A 23066-nucleotide genomic window follows, 5' to 3' on the forward strand; every position below is an offset into this window, starting at 1 on the left:
TCTTCCGGTCCTCGGTATGCGCACGGTGTTGTGCGCGGCGGTACGACGGCCGAGCGCCATGACATCCTTCCCCCCTTGGCGGATGCTGATGGCGATCACGCTACCCCGCGGTATCGGGTCTGCCATCGGCCGCTGGGAAGCGGGCGTCGCATCCCACCTTGTTCAGGTCGGTGGTTGACGGACCGTCACCCGGTCTGCGCGCCGGGGCCGCGGCTGTCACAGCGCACCGGCCACGGCCGCGTGCTGCGTGATCTTGTGCATCTCGAAACCGTCCAGAACCTGCCGCAGTGCCCTGTCCGGGTCCACGACGCGGGCGGTGCCGGCGTCACTGTCCGGCGCGAGGGGGAGGTCGAGGCCGAGCAGGTGATGCAGGCAGGCGCGCGCGAGCTGCGCCGCGCAAGTGACGAGCGGCAGCAGGGCGACGACGGGCTCCGGCGCGGCCAGGGCGCAGCCGAGAGGCTTCGTCGCGCTCTTGCGCAGGGGGCGGCCGCCGGGCATCTGCTCGGCCAGGGCGAGGCGGGTGAGCTCGATGAAGCTTCTCTGCGCCACGTCCAGGGGCGCGGCGCCGGTGCTGCGCAGGCCGGCACCAAGCCGGTCGAGGACACCGGCGATTTCACGGGCATGCGCGGCGGTCGGCGCCGGCCGGTCCTCCGGGGTCTGGGCGGTCAGCGGGTCGTGACGCGAGGAGGCCGCGTGCAGCACCGTGCAGGACAGCCGGGCGAGCGCGGCGGTGAGACCGATCGCGGCGGCCTCCTCGGCCAGGGCCGGATGACGCTGCGCCAGGTCGCGCACCGCGTGCTCGGCGCGGGCGGTGGCAGCCGGATCGGCAGCCCGGCGGACGAGCTCCAGCGCGAAGATCTCGCTGTCCTCGTAGAGAGGCCGGTAGGGGTCGGCGGGCACGGCGTTCTCCCGTGGTGCGGCAGGACGGCCCGGGCCGGGCGCACTGCAATCGGCTTGGCGGGCGGGGGCGTTGCTCGGCCTCCAAGGAATATCACCTCGGCTCGAACAAGGCGGTTCCGCCCCGAGGTCGCACCCGCGCGCGAGGGAGAAAGGGGTGGCCGCCGGCAGGCCGGGCTGTGCTTGCGCTCCGGAGGGTGTCGGACCGTGCGCGGTAGGCGCTGAGTTACGCCCTGGTGAGCGCGGGGGCGGCGGCAGGCTGATGGCGGCACTGCTCCTGGTGGCCGGTGTTCTCGGCATCCTTGGCCTGCTTGGCCTTCCCGGCCAGACGACGGGCGCGGGCGGCACGACTGCGGATGGCGCGTAGTTCGTCCTCGCTGACGCCTCCCCATACGCCGGATTCCTGGTTGGTCTCCAGGGCCCACAGCAGGCATTCGGCCCGCACCGGGCAGCGGTTGCACACGGCCTTGGCCTGGTCGATCTGCAGGAGGGCCGGCCCCCGGTTGCCGACGGGGAAGAACAGTTCAGGGTCCTGTTCGCGGCACAGGGCCCGCTGCAGCCAGTCGCGCCGCGGGGCCTGGAGGTCTTCACGGCGGGTCATCGCATTCCTCGCTTCACAGGGGTGGGACGGGTCTCGTGCCGGGGCAGGTCGCGGGCTTGGCGCGGCCCGGGTGGTGCGGTGGTGGTGGCCGGGAGGCCGCCGGTGAGGTGCTCGGTGAGCCGGCGGCGGTGGCGGGTCAGCCGGTCGGCGCCGTCGCCGGGCGCCGCTGGTGCGGGCAGATCCATCACCGCGCGCAGCGCTCTCAGCGCCGCGGCGGTGGCGGGTCTGTCCTTGGTGACGATGTCGTCGTAACGCCGGCGCGCTGCGGCGGCGCGGGAGCGTGCCTGGGTGATCTGCTCGGCGGTGGGCCGCAGTCGTGCGGCCGGGTCGCGGTCCTGGGCGAGGAGGTCGTCCAGTTCGCGGCCCAGGACGGCGACGGCGTTCTGCGCGCGGGCGACGGCCTGGGTGTCGATGCCGGCGGCGAGCTGGTCGGCCAGGCGGTGGCCCGGCCGGGGGTAGTGCGCGGCGATGCTGGCCCGCACGGCGGCGCGCTGCTCGCCAAGGGTCTCGTCCAGAAGGGAGCGGGCGGCGTCGTAGGTCGCCGTGTAGGCGACCTGCTCGGCGAAGTGGACCTCCATCGGGCGCAGGCCCGACGTCTGCGCCCGGGTGCGGGCCGCCCGGGCGGCGGCGCCCGCCACCTCGTGCAGGTGCGGCTCGTGGACGGTGGCCGCGCGCTCCGCTTCGGCCAGGGCCAGCAGGCGGCCGAGGACGGCGTGACGCCCGGTCGTCTCGGCGGCCAGCGTGCGGGCGGGCGCGGTGGTGGCCTGGCCGGCCAGGGACCAGCGGCCTTCGCCGGCCTCGCGCAGGGCCTGGGCGACATGGCGGTAGGCCTGGGCGAGGGTGGCGTCGGTGTCCTCGGCCGCCCGTTGCGCGGAGGGCACCCGGCGGCGCCAGTGGAGAGCGGCGTCGGCGTCGCCGGACGGCTGGCCGGGCAACGGGAGGGGACGGGGCGCCTCGAGCACTCCGGTGGCCGCGGCCCGCACTCTCTCGCGCACCTCGCCGTCCAGCGGCAGCAGGTCGAAGGCCCCGTCGAGGGCGGTGTCCAGACGCCGGCGCTCCGCACTCGTCTTCTCGGTGGGGGCGGTGTCGCCGGACGGCCGGTCGGCGGGTTCGGTGCGCACGTGGGCGGTGAACGCCTCGACCCGGTCGGGGTGCCGCGCCGGGTCCAGGACGAGGAGATCACGCTGCAGGTCGATCGCGCCCCTGCGCCAGCGGGCGCGCTGGGTGTCGGTGAGGTCGGCGGGAGGCTTCGCGGTGACGGGGTCGAGGTCGGCCAGGCGCTCCAGGTACCAGGTGGCCGCGGCAACGGCCGTTGGTTCCTCCCGCGCCGGCCAGGAGGAGTTCAGGATCCGCCAGTTCGCGACGAGCAGCTGCCGGTCCTCCTCGCCGACGGGGCCGGAGGTCCGGCGGATGGCGCGGGCGGTACGCAGGGCCGCCATCACCACCGGCCTCTGTGGCTCCTCGGTGCCCGGGTAGCGCGAGGAGAGCTCGCCGAGCACGTCGGCGCCGGGCAGCGCGGTGAACGCCGCGCCCCAGGCGGTTCCGGCGCGGATCCAGTCCGGTCCGCCGGACGCGGCGCCGAACGGCTCGTCCCCGCGGTCCCACAGGCGGTCCTCGAGCCAGTCGGCCTGCGCCATGCGCAGCGTCTCGCGGCGCGCGTCGCCGGCGGGCAGGTCGGCGAGCGCCCGGTTCACGATGTCACCCGGCCTGATCGGCACCAGCGTGGCGTCGGGGCCGGTGGCGTGGGCCATGACCTCCAGGTGTCCGAGGCGGTCGGTGTCGAGGAAGAAGTGCGCGGCGGCCACCGGGTCGGCGGTGAGCAGCGCGGGTCCGTCCGTGCCGCCGAGAAAGGGGTCGGTGTAGACGCTGGTGAGTGCGTACTGCGTGGGCTCGGACAGCGGCGGGGGCGCGGTCAACGGCCTGGCTCTCTTTCTGGTGGCGGGAACCGGATGGGGTCGCAAGGCGAGCGTGCGCGGGCGGCGCGGACGGCGACAACCGCGGCGGCGCCCTGGTCCCGGTGGGCGGGAGCGGTGACCGGCCCCTCCCACCTGGCGGGATCGGGCGCTGGTCGACTGGCCCGGTCGGGCGGGTGGCCTACCGGCGGCGACGGCCGCCGGGGCGGCGCGGGCGGGAGGGCTTGGAGGCGGGCGCCCGGCGCGGCGGCGGGCCGGGCGGGGTGCCGGGCCCGGGTTGAGCGGCCTGCTGGGCGGCGGCCTCAAGGCGTTCGCGGTCGGCTTCGCGGCGCACGCGCAGCAGTTGCAAGCGGTCGGTGATGCGGGCGGTGCGGTAGAGGTCGAGGGCCTTGGACAGGTGCTGCCACTCGGTGGCCCCCTCGCCCTCGGGCGGCGTGCCGAGCGGGTCGGTGCCGGTGACGCCTCTGCGCAGCCGCCAGTCGGCGACGGCGGTGACCAGGCGCCGGTAGAGGTGCTGCTGGGCGGTGTCGTCCTCGTCGGGGGCGGGGATCTGTTCGATCCACTCCTCGGGCGCTTCCTGTCCGGCGAGGGTGGCGGCGAGGGCGTCCTGGCCGAGGCGTTCGGAGCGGGGCAGCAAGATGGGCGCGGCGGGCCGGCGGTCGGCCGGCCCGGCCACGGCGGGGGCCGCCGGGTCGGTCGGATCGGGCCGCACCACGGAGGCGGGGGCCTGGCTGCCGTGCAGCAGTCGCAGGTGGGCGAGTTGCTCAAGGGCCTGGCGGGTGAGCTGCTCGGGCGGCGGCCCGGGGTGGGGCTGGTGGGCGGTGCGGGCGGCGTGGTGGAGGGCGCGGATGCGCTCCTCGAGGGCGCTCCAGGCGGCGGCGTGCTGCTCGGCGTCGGGCTTGGGGCCGAGTCCCGGCAGGTCGACTGGGACTCGGTGCAGGGTGCGCCAGGCGTCAGTGAGCGCCGCGGTGCGCTCCCACCATGCGCGCAGGGCGCGGCCAGCCTCGGGGGGTGGGAGGGGTCCGAGCGGCGCGGCCCAGGCGGGAATGGAGGCGGCGAGCTGGGCGCCGCGGGCGGCGAGATGGCGCTCGACGACGTCGCGGCGGGCGCTGAGGTGGCGCCGCCAGTTCTCGGGGGTGTGCGGGTCGGTGACGGCAGCAGTGGGAGTGAGCCAGTCGGGCAGGTCACCGTTGAAGTCACCGGTAGGCGGCCGGTCAGGCAGCAGCCGGCGCAAGTGCCGCTCCGCGCCGACGCGGGCGGTGACGGCCTCGGCCCGCTGCCAGCCCTCGCGGGCCGCTGCGGTGCGCATCCGGGCCCGCTCGGCGTCGACGGCGGCCGCCGCGGCGGGGTCGGGTGCGGTGGCCGGGGAGCCGGGGCGGGTGCGCTGGTAGTCCTCCCGGGACCGGTCGCGCCACGGCATCGCGCGACGCAGGGCCTGTTCGGCGCGCAGGTGCACCAGGTCCTCGACGGCGGCGAGCTCGGCGCGGTGGTCGCCTTCGTCCTCGGCCCGCAGGCGGGCGCGCCTGCTCGCGCGCAGTCGCTCGGCGAGTTGCGCGGCGGTGAAGGTGCCGTACGGGCGGTCGGGCCAGGCCGGGTGGCGGCGGCCTTGGGCGGCGGGCGGGCGGGGGGCCGCGGCGGCCTGGGCGTCGGCGGCGTGCAGCTCCTCCAGGGCCCGGGCGCGGTGCTGCTCGGCGAGGGCGGCGATGCGCTGCAGCTGGTCGTCGGCCAGGGTGCGCAGCAGGCGGGTGTTCGGGTGGGGGTCGGCCTGCGCGTGGGCTTCGGCGGCGCGGGCGGTGGCGAGGCGGCGGTCGATGCGCCAGGCCAGGACGGCGCCGGGCACGTCCACCCCGGTCAGGGTGCCCTCGCGGTGGGCGGCGGCCAGGATCCGTTCGGGGGTGAAGCCGGCCTGCTCCGCGCGCCCGAGTGCGTTGACGACGGCGGTGAACGCTTCGTCGGCGATGAGCGGTTCGGCGGCGTGGCCGAGGGCGGCGCGGGCGGCGGCCTCGTAGCGCAGGCGGGTGGCCTGGGCGGTGGCGTCGGCGTACTCGGCGGTCAGCTGGCGGATGCCCCAGGCGCGTTCCTGTTCGGTGCGGATGGTCTGGCGGGCGGAGGGGGCGAAACTGCTGTAGGTGGCGATCCGCAGGAGGGCCTGGTCGAGACTCTGGTCGTCCTCGAGGGCGATGTAGAGGTGGTTGCCGGTGCGGCCGCGGGTGGCGGCGACGTAGGCGGCCTCTCGGGAGGTGCGGATGGTGAGCAGAGCGTGGGAGCGGGTGACGGTCATGCCCTGGGCGCGGTGGATGGTGGAGGCGTAGCCGAGTTCGCAGTGCTCGCGCAGGTAGTCGGCGGGCAGGGTGAGACGGCCCCGGTGCTGGGTGTGGCGGATGACGGCGTCGCCCTGGGGGGTGTAGCGCTCGATCGCCCACACGTCGCCGTTCTTGACGAAGTCCTTCCCGCCCCTGGTGGTGAGTCGGCGCTGGTTTCGGCGGGTGACGATCAGGTCGCCGACGTGAGCGCGGTGGCCGTCGCGCAGCCGGACGGGTGTCGGGCGCCAGCGTGAGGGAGCCAGGAGCTGGCCGCGGTCCATGCGCCACTTCTGGGCACGGCGGTTGAGGGCGGCGACCAGATCGCGGTCGGGGGCGGTCATCAGCGGGGTGCGGCCGGCGGCGAGGTCTGTGCGCCAGGCGGTGAAGACGGCGTCCGCCATGGCGGCGGTGGTGCCGCCCTGGACGCGGCCGTGCTGGCGGTACCACGTGAACGCCTCTGCGGGGTCGCCGTCGCGCAGCTTCAGGGAGGCGCCGGCCTCCTCGGAGTGGCGGAAGCGGTGCACGGCGCTCAGGTGGACGGCGCCGACCTCGCTCTGCAGCAGGCGCAGTACGCCGCCGGCCTCGACGGCGGCGAGCTGTGCGGGGTCGCCGATCAGGCGCACGTGCGCGCCGGCCCGCTCGGCGCGGCGCACGATCGCGGCCAGCTGGGTGGTGGCGGCCATGCCGGCCTCGTCGACGATGACGACGTCGCCCTTGCGCAGGCGCTCGGCGCGCGGCAGGACGAGCTTCCCGGCGTCCGCGAGGCGCTGGCGGCGCAGCCAGGAGTGGAGGGTGTGGGCCGGGCGGCCGAGTTCCTCGCCCATGACGTGGGCGGCGCGGGCGGAGGGGGCGAGCGCCACCGTAGTGCGGCCGGCGGCGGTGATGGCGTTCGCCGCGAGGCGCAGCGCGGTGGTCTTGCCGGCGCCGGCCGGTCCGATCGCGGCGACCAGGGCCCGCTCGGAGGTGGCGAACGCTCGTGCCATCGCTTGCTGGCCGGCGTCGAGCGGGCCCTTGTGGCGGGCCGCGGTCTTGTCGAAGGTCCGCGGCGGGCAGGCGGGCGCGGTGCGGCGGCCGGCGGCGGCGACGATGCGGTCCTCCGCGGCGAGGATCGCCGGGGTGGTGTAGAGCTCGGATGCGCGACGCCGGTAGACGCTGGTGCCGTCGCTGCGCTGCAGCGGCGCGAAGGCGGGGTTGATGTCGGGCGGTGTGAGGTCCAGGCACAGCCGCGCCAGGGCATGCGCGGTGATGGCTTCGGCCCATCCCTCACCGCCGCGGCCCAGGGTGGCGGCGGTGACGTGGCGGTGGGCCTCGGCCAGCAGGTGACGCTCGCCGAAGACGGCGCGGTGCAGGGAGACGGTGGCCACCACCTCACGGGCGGCCGCGGCGACGTCCAAGCGGGGCGGCGGTCCCTTGTCGCGGCGCACGTCACGGGCCGCCCTGCGGGCGTTCGCCAGCAGACTGTCGACCAGGGGCCGGCCGAACGCGGCCGCGATGCCCAGCTGCCAGCCCTCGCGCAGCGCCGCGAGCGGGCGGGCCTGCTTCTTGGACGGGCGGGTGTCCAGGGTCGCGCGGCGCATCAGGGCGATCCGCGCCGGCAGGGACGGCTCCTTGCCGTGCTCGGCCCGGTAGGCGGCGATCAGCCGGGGCAGCTGGGCGCGCACCTGCCGGGTGCGGGAGGAGTTCGCGTCGATCAGCTCCGCGCTGATGCCCGCGATCTCCATCACCGGGCGCCGCCCTTCCTCGACCTGGCGCTCGGCCACCACCAGGTCCAAAGCGGTACAGGCGCGGCGCAGGACCTGCGCGTTGTAGAGCTCGGAGGCGGCGACGGCCTGGGCGAGAAGCAGCCGGCCGTCGATGGTGCGCCACCGCCCGTCCGGGCCCTGCACCTTGTTGGCGATCAGCACGTGGTCGTGCAGCATCGCGTCGCCGCACCGGGAGTCGAAGTGCCGGAACTGGGCCGCCACCAGACCCGAGGTGACGTCGTGCTGGGCCACGCCGCCGGGCCCGGTACGGGTGGCCAGCGCATGCTCCTCGATCCACGCCAAGGTGACGGCGACCGCCTCGCCGTGCGCCTTCTCGACGGCGGCCCGCACTCTCTCGTCGCCCAGCGCCCACAGCAGGCTGACCGACTTGGGCGGTGCGAACACCGGGTGGAACGCGGCCACGGGCTGGCGCGGCGGCCGGGTGCGGCGGGTGATGAAGCGGTGCAGTTCGGTGCCGCCGGCCGGGTCCCTCTCGTACTCGGCGCGGAAGGCCAGCGCCCCGACCTGGCGGCGCAGCGAGCGGCGCTCAGCGTCGGTCGCGACCCGGCCGGCGTCCTTCTCCCACGCCTTGGTCCGCTCGTCAATCGCCACGGCGAGGGGGCTCGGTTTCTGCCCGAGCTGGTAGAAGGCGGCGCCCAGACGGGCTGCGCGGTGCGCCTGGCGCACCGTCGCCCCGGAGCGCAGTTGCTCGGCGATGAGCTCGTCGGCCCGCGGGTGCAGGCCCTCGCCGAACAGGGCCCGCATCTGCGCCTCCGTCACCTCACCGGCGACACCGAGGACGGCTGCGGCGCGCCCGGTCCACCGCCCCGGTGGCACCTGCAGGGTCTCCTGGTGCTCGGTCAGGTCCCGGCCGCGGGGTCGCGGGTCGTCGCCGCTGGTGATCTGGCGCATGAAGTAGCGGTAGCCGTCCCCCGGGCTGGTCTTGCCGAACGCCACCGTCATGGGCGACAGGGTCCGCGACGCTGTCTCACAGATGCAAGAGGTGTCAGGAACTTGGCCCCCTGCCTCCGGGCCCCCATGGCCGGGCACACCTGGTGCCCGGCCCCGGGCACGGGCCGCCACCGGGTGGCGTTGTCGCAGGCCCGGGGCATGGCAACGGCAGCGCAAGTGGGGCGCGGGTGCGGGGTGGGCCGGTGCCGCCGGGTGGGAAGTGTCTGGGAAGCGGGTTCGTCAGATCCCGCCTGGCGGGATCTGACGGAGCGCGGTCTTCCCGGGCGGGGGCGGTGGCGGGTTGCCTGGGGTCGGCGCGGCGCCCGGGCTCGATCGTTGCGGGGGCGTCGCGGGTTCCCCGATCGCGCCGTTCGGTGCGGGTGAGTGAGAGAGGCGGGATGGTCATGGCGAAGGGGGTCCAGCGCAAGGCCGTGGGGTCGGTGGCGGCCCGGCGGCGGGCGCGGGAGTTGCGCAGCGAGTACGAGGCCCGGGACATGGCGCTGTTGGAGGGGGCGGAGGAGTTCCTGACGCTCCAGGAGCGGGCCGAGAAGGTGGTGGAGGGCATCGACGAGCAGATCGGGAAGCTGGAGGCGGCGCGGGAGCGGGCGCGGCGCGAGGGGTGGGAGGCGGGGGCGGTGGTGGCAGCGCGGATGCGGGGCCTTCAGGTGCGGGGGGTGGCGGTGCGGGAGGACGAGGTCGCGGACCGGCTGGGGGTGGACCTGGGTGAGCTGCGGCGGCTGGTAGCGCACGTGAAGGGGTCGGTGGGCGGCAGCGCGGCGGTGGTGCCTGCGGGTGGTGAGCAGCCGGCCGGTACTGGGCGGGCGGCCGGTGAGGCGCAGCGGGCGGCGGGCGGTGACGGGCCCGGCCCCGGTCCGGGGGTTCGGGTGGCACCCGAGGGCTCGGTGCCCGCGAGCGGCGGTCCGGCGGCGGTGCGGCCTGTGGTGGGCGGGGCGGGCCAGGGCGGCGGCCCGCCGGGTCCGGGTCCGGGTTCGGGCCCGGCTGACGGCGTGTCGGGGGTGCGGTGATGGCCCAGGTGTCCGAGGTGACGGCGGGTGAGCTGGATCCGACGTGGCTGGGCGGTGGTTTCGAGGTCGTGGAGGAGGGGGCGGACGGTCCGCTGGTCCACGGGATGCGCCTGGTGTCGTACCGGAAGGTGGCCGGGCGGGAGAAGGTGGTGCTGGTGGGTGAGAACACCAGCGTGGTGGTGGACGCCGCGGTGCGCCTGGCGTTCCACGTCGCGGCGGCGGTGCCGGGCCGGTGGACGGGCGCGGTCGTCGACGGGGCCGTGCCGCAGCAGGTGCCGGTGGTGCAGCAGGGTGCGGTGGGCTGGCCGGGCGGCGGTGGGTACCCGCCGGCCGGGCCGTCGGGGCCGGGGGCCGGTCCGGTGGCGGGGCCGGGGCCCGGCACTCCCCCACCCGGATCACCCGGACCGCCCGGGCCGGGTGGTCCTGCGGCGCCGTGGATGCGGCGCCCGCCCGGGACCTGACGGCGGAGCGCGGGGACGACGGAAAGGCCCGCCCCGCTCCCCGCGCGTGGTGGCGCGGAGAACGGGGCGGGCCTTCGATCGATGTGCTGCCGGGACGGCGAGCAGGAGCGGGGCGGGTCAACGGGGGTTCTTCGCCCGGTGCATGCGGGAGGGTGGGGCCGGCGAGGGCGAGGACGATCTCCAGCCAGCGGGAGTGACGCGGGCACGAGCAGGGGACGTGCGGGGGCCCGAACGCGGGGATCGTCCAGTCGCCTTCGTCGTCGGGGGCGTGGCGGGCGCAGTCCCACTCGGGCAGCCGCCACAGGGCCAGGCCGCGGGCACCGTGCTAGCGGGAGAGAACCCAGGGTCCGATCCGGTGGTGGCCGGGGACGGCGAGGTCGCGGTCGGCGGGGTGGCGGCGCAGCCAGCGGCCGGCCAGGCGGGCGGTCAGCCGCTTCGGGACGGCGAGAGGCTGGCAGTGGGCGTGGAGGTCGATGACACCCCAGGAGACGGTGAGCAGCAGGGAGGGGAGGGGGCTGGTGAAGCCGTCCGGTATCAGGTCGCGGGGGCGGGCGAAGGCCAGGCTCCACGTGCCGGGGTGGCGGGTGAGGATCAGGCTCCCCCGGTGCAGGAGCAGGGCGTGGACGCGGGGTGTGGACGGTGCGGGCCGCATGGGCGGTTCTCCTTCGGCGTGTTGCGGGGCGTGGACAGCGAGGGCCCGTGGCGCTGCGCGGGTGCGGGCCGGGAGTGGGCGCAGCGGCAGCCGGGTGCGCGGGCCCGGTCCGGACTCGGTCCGGGCCCGGTGCGGCCTGCCTGGGGGTGGGCGGCACCGGGGGTGGGCGGTCAGGGTGTGAGTGCGGGGCGGCGGCGCAGGTGGGCGGCCGGGATCGGGTCGTTGATGCACGGGAGCGCGGTGAGGGCGCCGTGCGGGGCGAGCGCGAAGTAACGGGTGGTGTCGCTGGTGGTGAGGGCGATGACGTCACCGGTGGCCAGCCGGCCGATCGTGAGCGGCCACCAGGTGCCGTGGAGGTCGGCTGCGGCGGCCGTGGCGATGGCGCGGGCGCGGGTGGCGGCGGCGTGCAGGTTGGCGGCGTCGATGGTGAAGGTCAGGGGGTGGCCGGGGCGGGCGGGGTCGTGGACCTGGGCGAGGGGGTGCCAGGGCTGGAAGCCGTAGTGGCGCTCGGACCAGCCGTGCGGGCTGGTGGTGACGTTCATCAGGCCGGTCATGGTGTAGCGGGTGACGGTGTGGGTGGTGGTGTGGCGCAGGAGGGTGCGCAGCAGGGAGGGGCGGCGGTGGGCGGGCATGGCGAAGCTCCCGGGTGGCGGGTTGTGGTGGGGTTGCGGGAGACGGCGGGCCGGGGTGGTGGTCACCGGGGCCGGGCGCTCGGGTGAGGGCCGGGCGGTCTCTGCGGGGTGAAGGTAGCTACGCCAGTGGGCGGGTCAACGGCTTTTGCTGGATGGCTTGTTCGCCGGTTGGCCGGGGTCGGTGGGTGCCCGGGCCGGGGCTTCCCCCCTCTGGTTGCGGAGGTCTTGTGGCATGGCGCGGGCTCGGGCTCGGGGTTTTCGGGAGCCGACCGGCAGAGGTGCCGACGGTGCGGTCGCGGCCCGGCGCGGGGCGGGACGGCCCGGCTACCCGGGGTGGCAGGCGTACGGCCGCGCCCGGATCAGGCGGCTGGGATACGGGCAGGGCCGGCTCGGGGTGGCCCGGCGGCGGGTGGCGCCGTCTGGGCGCCCCGGTGTGGACGGAGCAGCCCCCGGCGGCGGGTCGCCGGGGGCTGCCTGGTACAGCGGGACCGGACGGGCCGGCGCCACACCAGTGGGTGTTGGCGGGCGGGGTGTGCGCTGGGGAGGCGGGCATGGGAAGCCCCCGGCCGCCGGGAAGGGGGGCGGCGGCCGGGCGAAGGATGGGGCGTGCCGGGTTGGTTCAGGAGGATTGGAAGCCGGTGTAGCCGTAGGAGCCGTCCTGCTCGGTGCGCGGGAAGACGTCGGGTTCGGGGAGGGTCCTGGTCGGGTCCGGGGCGCCGGTGCTGTGGGCCCACTGCGCCCGGACCGTGGCGCAGGCGTGGGAGCAGTACTGGTGGCAGTCGCTCTCCAGCGCGTGCAGGAGGTCAATGACCTCCTCCAGCCCGACCAGGGTGGGCGCGCCTGCCGCGCAGTCCAGCTGAACGAGGGACTGGCCGTCGGTGTCGACCAGGCTGAGGATCTTGCCGGTGACGATGGCGCCGGAGCCGTTCCTGACAGTGGCGAGCTGGCGGCCGGGCACGATGTGCTGCGGACGGATTGTGGTGGGGCCGGATCGGGCCATGGGGTGTTTCCTCACAGGGTTGGGGCCGCGCGGCGTTCCCCTCTTGGGGGGCGGTTGCGGCGCGGCGTGTGGTGGGGCGCGGTCTTGGTCACGCGCTGATGTGCCGTCACCGTAGGTAGCTGCGTGGGCTGGTCAAGGCTCGGGGGCCCGGGGTTGTGGTCCCGTGCTGGGGTGCCGGGGATGGTGTTGGGCGGGTGGTGGGTGGGGGCCCGGCCGGCCAGGCGGGCGGTGGCTTCGGGGCTACGAGGGGCTGGCGGTGGGGGTGGAGGTCGCTGGCACCCCGGGAGGCGGTGAGCAGCCCGGGATGGGCGGGGCCGGCCGTCCGTTTCCCGGTCGTGGGGACGGGGGCCAGGGCCGGTGTCGGATAAGGAACAGGCTCCCTCGGGCCGGGTCGGACGGCGGCGGTGCTCAGCCGAAGCGGGTGGCGCGCCACTCGCGGTGCCGCGTCCGAAAGGTGGCGCCGCCGGCGATGTGCTTGGCTTCGCTGCATGTGGGGGCCTGGCCGACGCAGGACCACCTGTCAGGTGAGCCGGTCGGCCAGGAGCACCACGGCCGTGTACGGGTGCTCGGAGCCGTTCCCCCAGCCGTATCCGTGGCGATCCACGTGCACGACCGAGGGGTGGTCGGCGGGTAGCGCGCACCAGGGGCCGGGAGCGCCGTCGGGGCGGGCCTTGCAGAAGTCGGCGGCCATCGCCTGCACTTCTTCCCAGATGTCCTCCGCCGCGTCGGGTCCGTGTTCGGCTCTCAAGCGGGTGTAGAGCTGGGGGAAGGTGTCCGTGGGGTGGTCCAGCACCAGCATGACCAGTTCCCGGGCGTCCTGGGGCAGGAACGCGGCCAGGTGCGGTTCAAGGGGGTCGAACGGGGCGATGGTCACGTTCAGGCCCGCCGGGTGGGGTGTGGTGTGGAGCTGGCCGCCCAGTCCGCAGCGGAACTGGTCCGCGGCGACCTTGTTGTCGAAAGGTCCGATCCGGACCGTCGGGTGCTCGGGGCTGGTGAGATGGAGGGAGAACTGCATCGGGGCTCCAGAGGGGGGCGGTGGGGTGTGGTGACGGCCGGGCCCCGCGAGGGATGCGGGGGCCCGGCCGCTCGGTGCCGCGCCGAAGGGGATCGGGCGCGGCACCGGGGCGCCTCGACCGTGGTGGGGAGGCGCCGGGGAAGCCCGCACCACCGGAGGCGCATCGGCACTCGACAGCGGCCGGGCGGGAACAGGACACACCGTAGGAACGGCAGGACGCCGGTCAACCCCGGCGGGCGCCGGGTGGTCGGCGGGGCGCAGCCGGGCGTGACGGCAGCCGTCGGGCGGACACGGGGCCGGCCGGGTACGGGGGCGGGGACCGGCCACGCGCCCGGGGCAGGGTGCGGGGCCGGTCCCGGGGGGCTCGTACGACAGGGGCGGCGGCGGCGGGCTCTGGGGCGTATCGCAGGAGGAGCGGCGCGCCGGCGGGCGAGAGGGGCAGCGGGCGGCTCGGCCGGGCCGCGGCACCTCTGCCGCGCCCCGGTCGCACCACCGCGGACGAGCCGTGCGCCTCACCGGCCCGGGCTGTTCAGAGGGCGGCGGGGCAGGTCCAGCCTTCGGCGTCCTTGGGGGCGGGCCACTGCAGGGCCGTGAGGCGGGCGCGGTCGGCGGGGTGGAGGTGGAACAGGGGGCTGAGGGTGAGTCCGGCGAACAGGTTGCACCATGCGGGCAGCGGGACGGGGACGGTCCGCTCGCACGCGCACAGGCCGTCGTCGGCGCACATGGCGCGGTGCGCGATCCGGTGTTGCTGGGGGGCGGGGTTGCGGATGGTGACCAGCCGCCAGTCGGGGAGGGTGCGCTGCGGGGTGCTGGGGTCGGGTCGGCCGCTGTTACCGATCTCCCAGCAGTAGATCGGGTGGGTGAGGCCGTCGGCGACGAGGCGGTCGAGGGTCTCGCGCACGCGTCCGTAGGCGAGGGCTTCCACCGGGCCGTGGACGGCGTCGGTCGGCAACGGTCGGCGGTCGGCGTGGGTGAGACGGTAGCCGGTGAGGTGCACGGGTTCCTCCGTGATGATGTGGCCGGGTGTGTCGTGGTTGTCCTGCTGGGCGGACCCTCGTGGGAGGCCGCGGCGGGACCGGACAGGTGAGAGCGGTCGACTCCGGTGCGGCACGGGCCCAGGAGTCGGGCGGCCGACGGGTTGCAGCGCCGGGGGCAGTCCCGGAAGCGGGCGGTCGATGGTCGCCGCCGGATGTGGACCGGGCATCCGCCCATCGGGAAAGGGGTGGTCCGGCCGCCGGGGCCTGCCGGAGAAGGCGGGGCCGGGCCCGCCCACCCAGCCAGGTCGGGGCGCAGCGGCGCGGGCGGGGAGCCGGGCGGGAGGATGGCGCCCCGCGCCCTGGGGGGGGTGGGAGGGACGCGGGGCGGCACGGGCGCCTTGACCCGTGTGGTGTCCGGGGAGGCGCCGGGGAAGCCCGAACAGCCGCGGCGCAGAAGGGGCGCAGCGCGGCCGCCGGGCGGGCACAGGACGCACAGTAGACACCCGGGCGGGCGGGTCAACCCCCTCCCGGGCACCGACCGGCCCGGGGCGGGAGAGGCAGAGGTCGGCGGCGGCTCAGGTGGGCGCAGCGAGCAGGCCGGGCGGGCGAGCACCACACGGGCAGCAGGAGGGCGGACCCCTGGAACCGGGACCGCGCCCGCCCTCGGGGAGCGAGGGCGGGCGCGGCAGGGGTGCGGTGTGTACGGCGGGGCTGTCAGCTCGGCTTCGCGGCGTTCACGGCCGCGCGGTGGCCCGCCAGCAGCGGCGACCGGTTCACGTCCTGGGTGATCTGACGCATCGTGGTCGCGGCGACGCCGAGCTGGCCGAGCGCCTCGCGTTCCACGCCCGTGCACGCCGCGCGGTGCGCCTCGCGGAGGATCTCCTGGACGCTGTGGATCGCGAACAGGAGCATCGTGGCGGTGTTCTTCGGCAGTGGCCGGGTGAGGTGGACCCTGAAGAGTCCGGCGCCGGCCTGCTCCAGGAGGTCACCGGCGACCGCGAGGCGGCGGCGCAGCGAGGCCGTGTGCGGGATCTTCTCGTGGGTGGCGGGCAGGAGCGTCAGGCGGTCCAGATCGGCGGCGTATCCGAGGGTTGTGGCGAAGCGCAGGGTGTCGTCCTCGATCGCGCGGACTTCGGTGAGGTAGCGCGCGGCGAGGGCTTCCGGATCGGTCGAGGGCATGCGGGGGCTCCAGAGGCAGCGGGCGATGGGCAGGGCGAGGTCCTGGGCGGCGGCGGGTACCCGCGAAGGGCCCCGGCCGGTGGCGTCGGCGGGTGCGTCCCCGGCGGCGGACCGGTCCCTCGCCCGGGCCGCCGGTAGAGGCCGGTGGCGTCGGCGGGTGCGTCCCCGGCGGCGGACCGATCCCCCGGCCGGGCCGCCGGTAGAGGCCGGTGGTGTCCGGGGCCGGTGGTACGTGCCGGGGTGGGGCCGTGGCCGGGTCGGGGGCGCAGCGGCGCGGGACGCGGGCCGGGCAGGAGGGTGCCGCCCCGCGCCTGCCTCCGGGGGGTGGGAGGGGCGCGGGGCGGCACGGGCGCCTCAACCCGTGTGGTGTCCGGGAGGCGCCGGGGAAGCCCGAACGGCCGCGGCGAAGGGGGCGCGGCGCGGCCGCCGGGCGGGCACAGAACGGACAGTAGGGCCGGTCGTCTGCCGGTCAACCACCCTCGCGGGCACCGACCGGCACCGGCCGGGAAGCCGGACCCGGCGCGGGCGGCCGGGGCGGGACCCGGACCCCGGGCGGGGACCGAGGCCGGGGCGGGGGCGAATGTGGGAGGGCCCGCGCCACTGCTCCAGGGGAGGGCGCGGTGACGCGGGCTCTGGGGACGGCCGACCGCCCCTTCCGGGGGCGGGGGGCTTGGTCGGCCGGGCAGTCCGGTGGGACCCGGGTGCGGTGCGCCGCCTTGTGGTGGAACGGCACGGACGTCCGGGCCTGCCCGATGGCGGGGGAGGTTACCGGTCCCGTTCCGTGCGGCAGGAGGTCACTGCGACCACACGGCGGGGACACAGCGCACCGTAGGTGCAGCCTGGGGCCGGCCAAGTTCTTCCGGTCGCCGACGGGGACCAGGGCCGGAAAGGGTGGGCGGGCCGTCCTCGGGTAGGTCAGGCAAGCGTTTTCCAGGTCTGCCGCCACTCGTCGTACGGGGCCACCAGCGGGACAGGCGCGCCCGCGTCGAACTGGCGGGCGGTCCAGTCGTAGACGTCCTCACCGACCCGCACTGCGAAGTGCGCCCGCAGGATCAGCTTTCCGCCGTCCGGCAGGTCTTCCATCTCCGCGCCGGATACGACCGATGCCGAAACGCCGACTTCGGCGAGCGAGGCAGCGAACGCCTTTGACACTTCGTGACACTGGTCGTGGATGAGGCGGGGGTCGCGGCACTGCGGCCAGTTGTCCAGGAACCGTGTCACGGCCGCAGGCAGGGAGCCGGTCATGGGGCCCGGGTGATCGGCATGGGCGTGGCCAGGGGCGGTGGTGCCGTGCACAGATCTTCCTTTCACGAGGAGGGGTTAGGCGGCGGGCGGTGTGCTGACCGTGGCGTAGGTTCCGGTGTCCATTCAACACGGTGCCTCCGCGGGTGGGTAAGGTGCACACCCTCGTCCGCGGTGCGGGGCCGACTCCTGTAGGGCAGGACGAGGAGCGGTCCGGGCGGCGGGGTGGGCATGGCGGTGCCCGGCGACCGGTGGGGGCGGCGGCCGGGCGTGAACGGGGCGCGGTGGCGGGCGGGTTACGGGTGGGCGGTGGGTGGGGGTGTGGCCGGGAAGATGTCGAGGGCCTGGCTGAGGTGCCACAGGGCGTGGGCCATGCGGGGGCCGGGGGTGGTGATGTGGCCGATGGTGCGGGAGACGTGGGGCTGGTCCTGGGTGCGGATGATGTGGACGGCGGTGCCGTTGGCCAGGACGGCGGTCGTGGCGCGTTGGCGGACGCTTCCGGTGCTGTCGATCTTGAAGCGTTCGGCGATGGTGAGCAGGCCGACGGTCAGTCCTTCGAGGGCGTCGACCAAGCCGGGCTCGCCGAGCGAGGTGGTGCGGCGGTTGTCCAGGAGGGTCTGCGCGTAGGCCAGCAGATGCGCGGGCAGGTCGCCGTCGGGCAGGCGGATGTCGAGGGCGTGCAAGCTGATCGCGGGGTCGCGGTCGATGCCGATTTCGGCGAGGGCCGAGGGGTCGGGGAGGCCGATGCGGTAGGCGCTGGGCGCCAGCGCCCCCCAGGGGACGGCGTCGTGGTGGAGCTCTTCGAACGTGGCGACGACCTGGGTGGCCATGTGGGTCATCCCGGCGGCGAGGGGGGTGTGGTGGTCGGAGTCGGTCATGACGGGTCGGGGTTCCTTGTCGTCGGTCTGTGTAGTGGCGTCCGGCGCCCCCGTGAGCGGGGCGTGTCGGTGCCCGGCAGTAGGAGCCGGTGTGGCGGGTGGCCGGGCCTGCGGGTCGGGGCGGTGCAGTAGCGGTGGCGGCCGGGCGCTGCGAGGGGTGCAGCCGGCCGCCGGTGTGCCGCCCCTGCCCGGGGGACACAAGGGCGGCACACGGGGCGCCTCGACCCGTGGGGTGTCCGGGGAGGCGCCGGGGAAACCCGAACGGCCGCGTGGAAGGGGGCGCAGCGCGGCCGCCGGGCGGCCACAGGACGGACCGTAGGGCCGGTCGTACGCCCGGTCAACCGCCCTCGCGGGCACCGACCGGCCGGGGCGGCCGGGTGGCGGGGCCGCCGGGGCGGCCGGGGGCCCGGCCGGAGGGCGGCGCGGCCGGTACGACGCTGCCCGCCCGCCGGTGAGGCCGGTACGGGCGAAAGGGGGGCCGCTGTGCCTCCCCACTCGGGGCGGGGAAGACACAGCGGCCCCATTTCACGACAGCGGCAGGGAACGCCAGCGGCGGGCGTAGGAACGACCACACCCGAATTCGGCAACGCGACCGGACAGCGGAACAGCGAACGCGTTACAGCCGGCCCGGCGCCACTGGTCGTGACTCGGAGCGCGGCGCGACACCGGTCACCGCACTGGGCCGCCCTGGGAATCGTGATCGAGGACGGCCTGTCGGATTGCGGACAGACCGGAGGAGAACGCGTTGTGGGTCTGCGCCCGGTAGGCCTCGGCCCTCTCCCGAATGGTGGCGGCCCAGTCCGGCGCTGCGATGCGGGCGGCCACCTTGGCCTCGGCGACCTCGATCATGGCGTCCGCGACCTTGTCGCCGTGCCTGGTCATCTCGGCGGCCCACAGGAGGACCGGCGGGGCGTCCTGGACGCTGTCGCCGGTGCGGGCTGGCCTGCGGTTCAGTTCGGCGGTGTACGCGTCCTGGGCCTGGGCCAGGGCGGCCAGTGCGTTCTCGTGGCGGGTGTGTGCGTCGATGGTGGTCATGACTCCGCGTCTCCTCCGATGGAATGGGCAGGAAGGTGGTTGGTTGTCGGGCCGCGTTCGTGGTGGACTCCCCCGAACCGGGGCGGGTCCCTGGCGGGGAGTGCAACGCCCCTCCCCCGAGGGCGGGGCCCCGGCCGCCGGGCCAAACACGGCGACCAGGGCGGTCATCGACCGGAACAGGACACACCGTACGGGCATCGCACTGCCGGTCAACCCCACACCCACACCCTGGCCGTAACAGCCGCACGGCGTCCTGGGGCGGGCACAGGACGGACCGTAGGGGCGGCAGAGCGCCGGTCAAGCCTGGGGCGGAAGCAAGCGGAGCGGTCGGCGGCCCGGCCGGATCGGCAGCCGCCGGACCCGGCGGCCGGGAGCGGCCGGGGGCGGGGTGGATATGGCGCCGCCCGGCCACCGGTGGGGTCGGCGGCCGGGCGGCGGCGGTGATCAGGCGGGGGCGGTGGTCAGGGTGCGGCCGGCTGGAGCTGGATACGGAATCGCGGGTAGGTCCCGGTGGCGAACAGGCGCGCGATGTCGGCGTCGGTGACGGCCGGGGTCGTGTGGGTGCGGTCGGGGTTGAAGAGGATGGCGGCTGGGTCGCCTCGGCCGTGGACGGTGGGGTGGATCTGGGCGAGGTAGGTGCGGAGCATGACTGGCCAGGGCAGGCCCAGGAGGGTGCCCCAGACGGCGGCGGCCACCAGGGGGCTGAAGATGTCGCCGAGCTGCTGGCACTGGCTGGTGCGGGATCCGGTGACTGGGTGGGTGGCGGGCAGGCCGACCAGTGCGCAGACTTCGGGGATGGTGAAGCGGCGGCCGGTGTCCTGGCAGTACCAGCCGCGGATCTTGCCGGTGACGGCGGGGATGGTGCGGTCGAGGGCGAACACGTTGCCGCCACTGGTCCTGCGTTCGCCGCGGGTGTTGATCCGGGTCTGCGGCGGCCAGCCGAGCGCGAGGGCGGCGTTGGTGGTGATGCCGGGCACGGTGACGGGGCCGAGGTGGCGGTACCAGTGGGCGGACATGATGGCGCGTCTGCGGTTGCTGGCGGATCCGAAGTCGGCGGCGTCCAGGGTCTGCCAGTGGACGGAAACGCATCCGGCGGTGACCAGTTCGGCCTGGATGTATTCCTGGACGGTCTCGGGCAGGGCCGAGCTCTGCTCGATGACGATCGCTTCGACGGGGGCGCCGATGGAGCGCAGGCCCAGGATCCAGATGACCGGGGCGAGCATCAGTCCGGCGGTGTCGGCGGTCATGTCGTCGACCAGGGACCACAGTTCGGCGATGGGGATACCGGACGGCTCGATCATGCGGCCGTCGCAGACGTCGGGGTCGCAGTCGTCGGGGTCGTCGTGGGTACACAGTTCGCAGCCGTCGACCCACACGTTTCCCATGTGGGCGGCGACCTGGTCGATCGCGTCGAGGAGGATCTCCAGGTTCTGGGCGTCGCGGCCGGCACCGAGTCCGGCGCGGGTCCAGTCGGTGCACGGCATCGTGCACATGACGCGGCGGGTCCATCGCAGCGCGGGGTGGCGGGGGTCGAGGGTCTTGATGTCGCGTTGGACGACGGTGCAGCCGGCCGCCGTGCTGGTGGCGGCCGCGTTCTTGTTCCACTCGATGCACACCATGTCGGCCTGGACGCCGAGGACCAGGCGCAGCCCGGCGCAGCCGCCGCCGCACCCGGCGCACACGCTCACGCCGCGGGGCGGGTCGCCGGGGCCGGGCGGGTAGAGCCAGCGGGTCGGCCAGGGTCCGGCGAGTTGGTCGCGCTGCGCGGTGGTCAGGAAGTCGAGGACGGCGGTCAGTTCGGGACCGTCGAGGGCGAACAGGTCCTCATGCGTCGGTATGGGAACAGTGGCTGTCGTGGGGGTCGGGCCGTCGGTGTCGAGGGCGAACAGCGGGAGGTCCTCGTACGTGGCGGGGCGGGCAGCGGCAGGTGCGGCCGCGGATATGGGCGTGGGTGTGGGCGTGGACAAGGCGGGCTCCCGGCCTGGAGGGGTGACCGGCGGCCGTGACAGCGGCCCGTACGGCCCGTGCGGCCCGTGGGGCCGGTAGCGGGCGGCGGGCAGCCGGGGCGGCGGCAGGTGCGGCCCCCCGGGCCGGGGCCCGGCCGGTCTGTTGTCCTGGAACGTAGACCCGGTGCGCCGCCGATCAACACCCCGGCCAGGCGCCCGACGCCCCGGCCAGCCAGGGAGCCGGATGACCGGATGGTGGGAGGCCGGATCGTGGGTGGCCGGACGGCCGGACGCGGCCCCCGGCCCCCCTCCCGCCTGCCCCCTCCCGGCTTGCCGGACCGGGAGACACCGGCGGGGCACCCGGCCTCGGAGCACAGCGGCGGCCCGGCGGGGCGGGCCGCCGGGGGCGCAGCGGGAACGGCCAGCTCACCCCGGCCGGAGCGGCAGCACGGTGACGATCCCCGCCGCCTCGGGGCGGCGGCTTGCACCGGCGGGGCACGGGGACGGTACGACGACATCGGCGGCCGCCAGCGACCAGGGGCTGCGCGCCATCGCGTACAGGGCTGCCACGTCGGCAGGCCCAGGGCAGGGCATGGCGGGGGCGACGTCACGGCATCGACGCCCGCGTGGTGCCAGGGACTGCCCGGCCCTGTGACAGGACTATGGCAGACCGGGTGGGAGTTGGGGGCGGAGCAGCTATGACGGGACGCCCGCAGGGCTGCCACACCGGCTGACGGGAGTGGCCAGGCGCAGCGGAACCGGGAACAGGGCACGACGACAGGGCCGCGACAGGCACCACGACCCGGCGACGACAGGGCCGGCGCAGCGGACCTCGGCTGCGCCGCCCGGGTCCGATGGAGCCCCGGACGTCACCGCTCGGAGAGTGGGTCGGGGTGATGGTGGCGAGCGGTGGTGAGCTGGTGGTGAGGAGAGGCAAGAGCATGCGGAGGCCGGCGGACGCCCTCGCGCGGGCAGCCCGGCTTCGAACGGAGCCAGGACCGGGCGCGGCGGTCAGCACGGGGCGCGGGCCGACGGCTCGTGCCGCCGGGTCAGCGTGGGGTCGGGCAGGCTTGTGCGGCATCACCGGCCGATGGGCTGGGGCCGGTGGGCTGGGGCCGGTGGCGCTATGGCGAGGGCGCTCGAAGGACGTGCCATGCGGCGCGTGCGTAGTCGGCGGGGGTGGCCCCGGGTCGGTGCACGTCCGCGACAGCAGCCAGCACTGCCAGGTACTGCGGGTCGGTGTCGGTCGCCTCCTCGATCAGTTCGAAGGCGGCGGACCGAAGTCGCGAAAGGCTGGCGTGGGTCTTCTTCCCCACCTGGCCGCCGAGGTCGTGCTCGACGACGAGGTCGGCACGGGCGGCACCCACCGCGACAACACGCAGGCGCCGGTTGCGGGGCTTCATGTCGGGGGCGAGATCGCGGTAGAGCTGGCCGAGCGTCACTGTGGTGGTGGCCATGAGTGGTACTCCTCGTGTCGTCTCGCGGGCTTCTGCCCGCCCGAGTGGTAGTTCAGGAGGATGCCAGGGTCGGCACCGGGGCGGGTAGGCAGCAGTGTGTCTGAGCGTGCTCCGCTCTGACGGACCCCGGGTGGGCGGTCGTGCGCAGCCGAGGCGCACGTCCCGCCGCGTGCGTGCGTCTGGTCTTGCCCACCAGAGCGCGGGCCGAAGGACTGGGCTGGTCAATCTCACGCGGCCGTGGTCGCCCGCCTCGGCTCCCGAGGCGAACACCGGCGACTCGTGCCAGGGGCAACGGGGCGCATCGCGGGGGCCGGGGTCTGGGCGTCGAAGCTGCTTTCCGCTACGGCGCCGACTCCTTGGGCGGGCACGGGCGGCCGATGGAGGCCGCGGTGCCAGGTGGAACACCGTCGCGCAACAGAGGGTGGAGGGTCTCGGGCCGTTCCAGAACTCCGTTGGGGCGCAGCGGATCGGGGCGTAGCCGGGTGTCGGCGATGGGCAGGCCGATGTAGGCGACCCCGGCGAAGTCGGTCCAGGTCGGATCGACCACGTGGCCGTCCGGGGTGACGCACCAGGCGTGGGCGACGGGAACCGGCACGGATGCGGGCATGGCGAACCCCTCGGCGTACAGCAGGCCGGGGTGGGTACGCTCGGTGAGTACCGCGTTGGCGAAGCATTTCCCTTCGGGCAGGGGGGTGATCTGGGAGGGGAGCCCGGTAGGGGTGAACCAGCGGCCTTCTGCGAGCAGCAGCGCCTGAACCGTTCGGTGGGTCCAGGTCCGAGTGGCGTGGTAGACGGGTTGGGCGGCGACGAGCGCGTGCAGGAAGTCCAGCACCGCCGTTTCGGCGGCCGTGAGTGCGGTGGAGGTCTGCGGGGTGTTGATGTCAGCTCCTGGTCGTGGTGTTGACGTGACTCGTGGGCGGGCCGGGCGTTTCCTCTCCGGTGCCGGGGGGCGTGGCGAGGGGACTGCCGCTGGCGGGGGCCTGCGCGCAGGGATACCGGCGGGTGTTCTCCTTCCGGCAGCACGGGGCAGGGGGGGCGGGGGTGGGGGGGGCGGGGGGGGGGGGGGCCCCCCCCCGCCGGGGTAAGCTATACGCGCCCCGCGGGGGGGCGGCCGCGGGGGCGGGGTGCGGGGCCCCGGGGGGGTGGCCGGGGCGGATGAT

General features: G+C 75.7%; 18 protein-coding genes and 1 pseudogene. 2 read left to right on the forward strand and 17 right to left on the reverse strand.

Translation table 11 applies throughout. The features are described 5' to 3' along the window. Window positions 1-216: 216 nt before the first annotated feature. The 4 genes and pseudogenes from ABT263_RS29340 to mobF all read right to left on the reverse strand — a co-directional run bounded on the left by ABT263_RS29340 (window position 217) and on the right by mobF (window position 8419). On the reverse strand, window positions 217-900 hold the full coding sequence (locus tag ABT263_RS29340; protein ID WP_352294898.1) for a hypothetical protein: 684 nt from the start codon (window positions 898-900) through the stop codon (window positions 217-219). 328 nt (window positions 901-1228) lie between these two features. Continuing rightward, a pseudogene (locus tag ABT263_RS29345) lies at window positions 1229-1498 on the reverse strand (WhiB family transcriptional regulator); the annotation flags it as partial. Next, window positions 1495-3414 carry a hypothetical protein gene (locus ABT263_RS29350; protein ID WP_352294900.1) on the reverse strand — a complete coding sequence of 640 codons (1920 nt, stop codon included), beginning with the start codon at window positions 3412-3414 and terminating at the stop codon, window positions 1495-1497. The pseudogene ABT263_RS29345 and the gene ABT263_RS29350, both read right to left, overlap by 4 nt. A 178-nt stretch (window positions 3415-3592) precedes the next feature. Further along, window positions 3593-8419, reverse strand: coding sequence for a MobF family relaxase (mobF, locus tag ABT263_RS29355; protein ID WP_352294902.1), 4827 nt, complete (start codon window positions 8417-8419; stop codon window positions 3593-3595). Window positions 8420-8811: 392 nt separating this feature from the next. Here mobF and ABT263_RS29360 point away from each other — a divergent pair, with 392 nt between their 5' ends. Both ABT263_RS29360 and ABT263_RS29365 read left to right on the forward strand, forming a co-directional pair. Then, window positions 8812-9432 carry a hypothetical protein gene (locus ABT263_RS29360; RefSeq protein ID WP_352294904.1) on the forward strand — a complete coding sequence of 207 codons (621 nt, stop codon included), beginning with the start codon at window positions 8812-8814 and terminating at the stop codon, window positions 9430-9432. After that, a complete protein-coding gene (locus ABT263_RS29365; RefSeq protein ID WP_352294906.1) occupies window positions 9432-9893 on the forward strand; it encodes a hypothetical protein in 462 nt (153 codons plus the stop codon). The genes ABT263_RS29360 and ABT263_RS29365 overlap by 1 nt, the downstream gene beginning before the upstream one ends. A 325-nt stretch (window positions 9894-10218) precedes the next feature. On the opposite strand, the gene ABT263_RS29370 is transcribed toward ABT263_RS29365, so the two are convergent. The 13 genes from ABT263_RS29370 to ABT263_RS29430 all read right to left on the reverse strand — a co-directional run bounded on the left by ABT263_RS29370 (window position 10219) and on the right by ABT263_RS29430 (window position 22738). After that, a complete protein-coding gene (locus ABT263_RS29370) occupies window positions 10219-10545 on the reverse strand; it encodes a hypothetical protein (protein WP_352294908.1) in 327 nt (108 codons plus the stop codon). A gap of 170 nt (window positions 10546-10715) precedes the next feature. Then, window positions 10716-11177, reverse strand: a complete 462-nt coding sequence (locus ABT263_RS29375) for a hypothetical protein (RefSeq protein ID WP_352294910.1) — start codon at window positions 11175-11177, stop codon at window positions 10716-10718. 619 nt (window positions 11178-11796) lie between these two features. Next, complete coding sequence (locus tag ABT263_RS29380; RefSeq protein ID WP_352294912.1) at window positions 11797-12177, reverse strand: hypothetical protein; 381 nt, start codon at window positions 12175-12177, stop codon at window positions 11797-11799. A gap of 520 nt (window positions 12178-12697) precedes the next feature. Next, complete coding sequence (locus ABT263_RS29385; protein WP_352294914.1) at window positions 12698-13192, reverse strand: hypothetical protein; 495 nt, start codon at window positions 13190-13192, stop codon at window positions 12698-12700. A 529-nt stretch (window positions 13193-13721) separates the two neighbouring features. Next, on the reverse strand, window positions 13722-14189 hold the full coding sequence (locus ABT263_RS29390) for a hypothetical protein (RefSeq protein WP_352294916.1): 468 nt from the start codon (window positions 14187-14189) through the stop codon (window positions 13722-13724). Between the two features lie 694 nt (window positions 14190-14883). After that, window positions 14884-15348 (reverse strand): hypothetical protein, encoded by a 465-nt coding sequence (locus ABT263_RS29395; protein ID WP_352294917.1) that lies wholly within the window; start codon window positions 15346-15348, stop codon window positions 14884-14886. Between the two features lie 915 nt (window positions 15349-16263). After that, the gene (locus ABT263_RS29400; RefSeq protein WP_352294919.1) at window positions 16264-16644 is read right to left on the reverse strand and encodes a hypothetical protein; all 381 of its coding nucleotides are present in this window, start codon (window positions 16642-16644) and stop codon (window positions 16264-16266) included. Between the two features lie 242 nt (window positions 16645-16886). Continuing rightward, entirely contained in the window at window positions 16887-17468 is a 582-nt protein-coding gene (locus ABT263_RS29405; RefSeq protein ID WP_352294920.1) for a hypothetical protein, read from the reverse strand. Between the two features lie 669 nt (window positions 17469-18137). Next, entirely contained in the window at window positions 18138-18503 is a 366-nt protein-coding gene (locus tag ABT263_RS29410) for a hypothetical protein (RefSeq protein WP_352294922.1), read from the reverse strand. Window positions 18504-18964: 461 nt separating this feature from the next. Then, window positions 18965-20470, reverse strand: a complete 1506-nt coding sequence (locus ABT263_RS29415; protein ID WP_352294924.1) for a DNA cytosine methyltransferase — start codon at window positions 20468-20470, stop codon at window positions 18965-18967. 405 nt (window positions 20471-20875) lie between these two features. Next, on the reverse strand, window positions 20876-21019 hold the full coding sequence (locus tag ABT263_RS29420) for a hypothetical protein (RefSeq protein ID WP_352294926.1): 144 nt from the start codon (window positions 21017-21019) through the stop codon (window positions 20876-20878). A gap of 554 nt (window positions 21020-21573) precedes the next feature. Continuing rightward, entirely contained in the window at window positions 21574-21906 is a 333-nt protein-coding gene (locus ABT263_RS29425) for a DUF6354 family protein (protein ID WP_352294928.1), read from the reverse strand. 340 nt (window positions 21907-22246) lie between these two features. Next, entirely contained in the window at window positions 22247-22738 is a 492-nt protein-coding gene (locus tag ABT263_RS29430; protein ID WP_352294930.1) for a hypothetical protein, read from the reverse strand. Window positions 22739-23066: the final 328 nt, after the last annotated feature.

The sequence above is a fragment of the Kitasatospora sp. NPDC001603 genome, from assembly GCF_040298365.1.
Taxonomy (GTDB): Bacteria; Actinomycetota; Actinomycetes; order Streptomycetales; family Streptomycetaceae; genus Kitasatospora.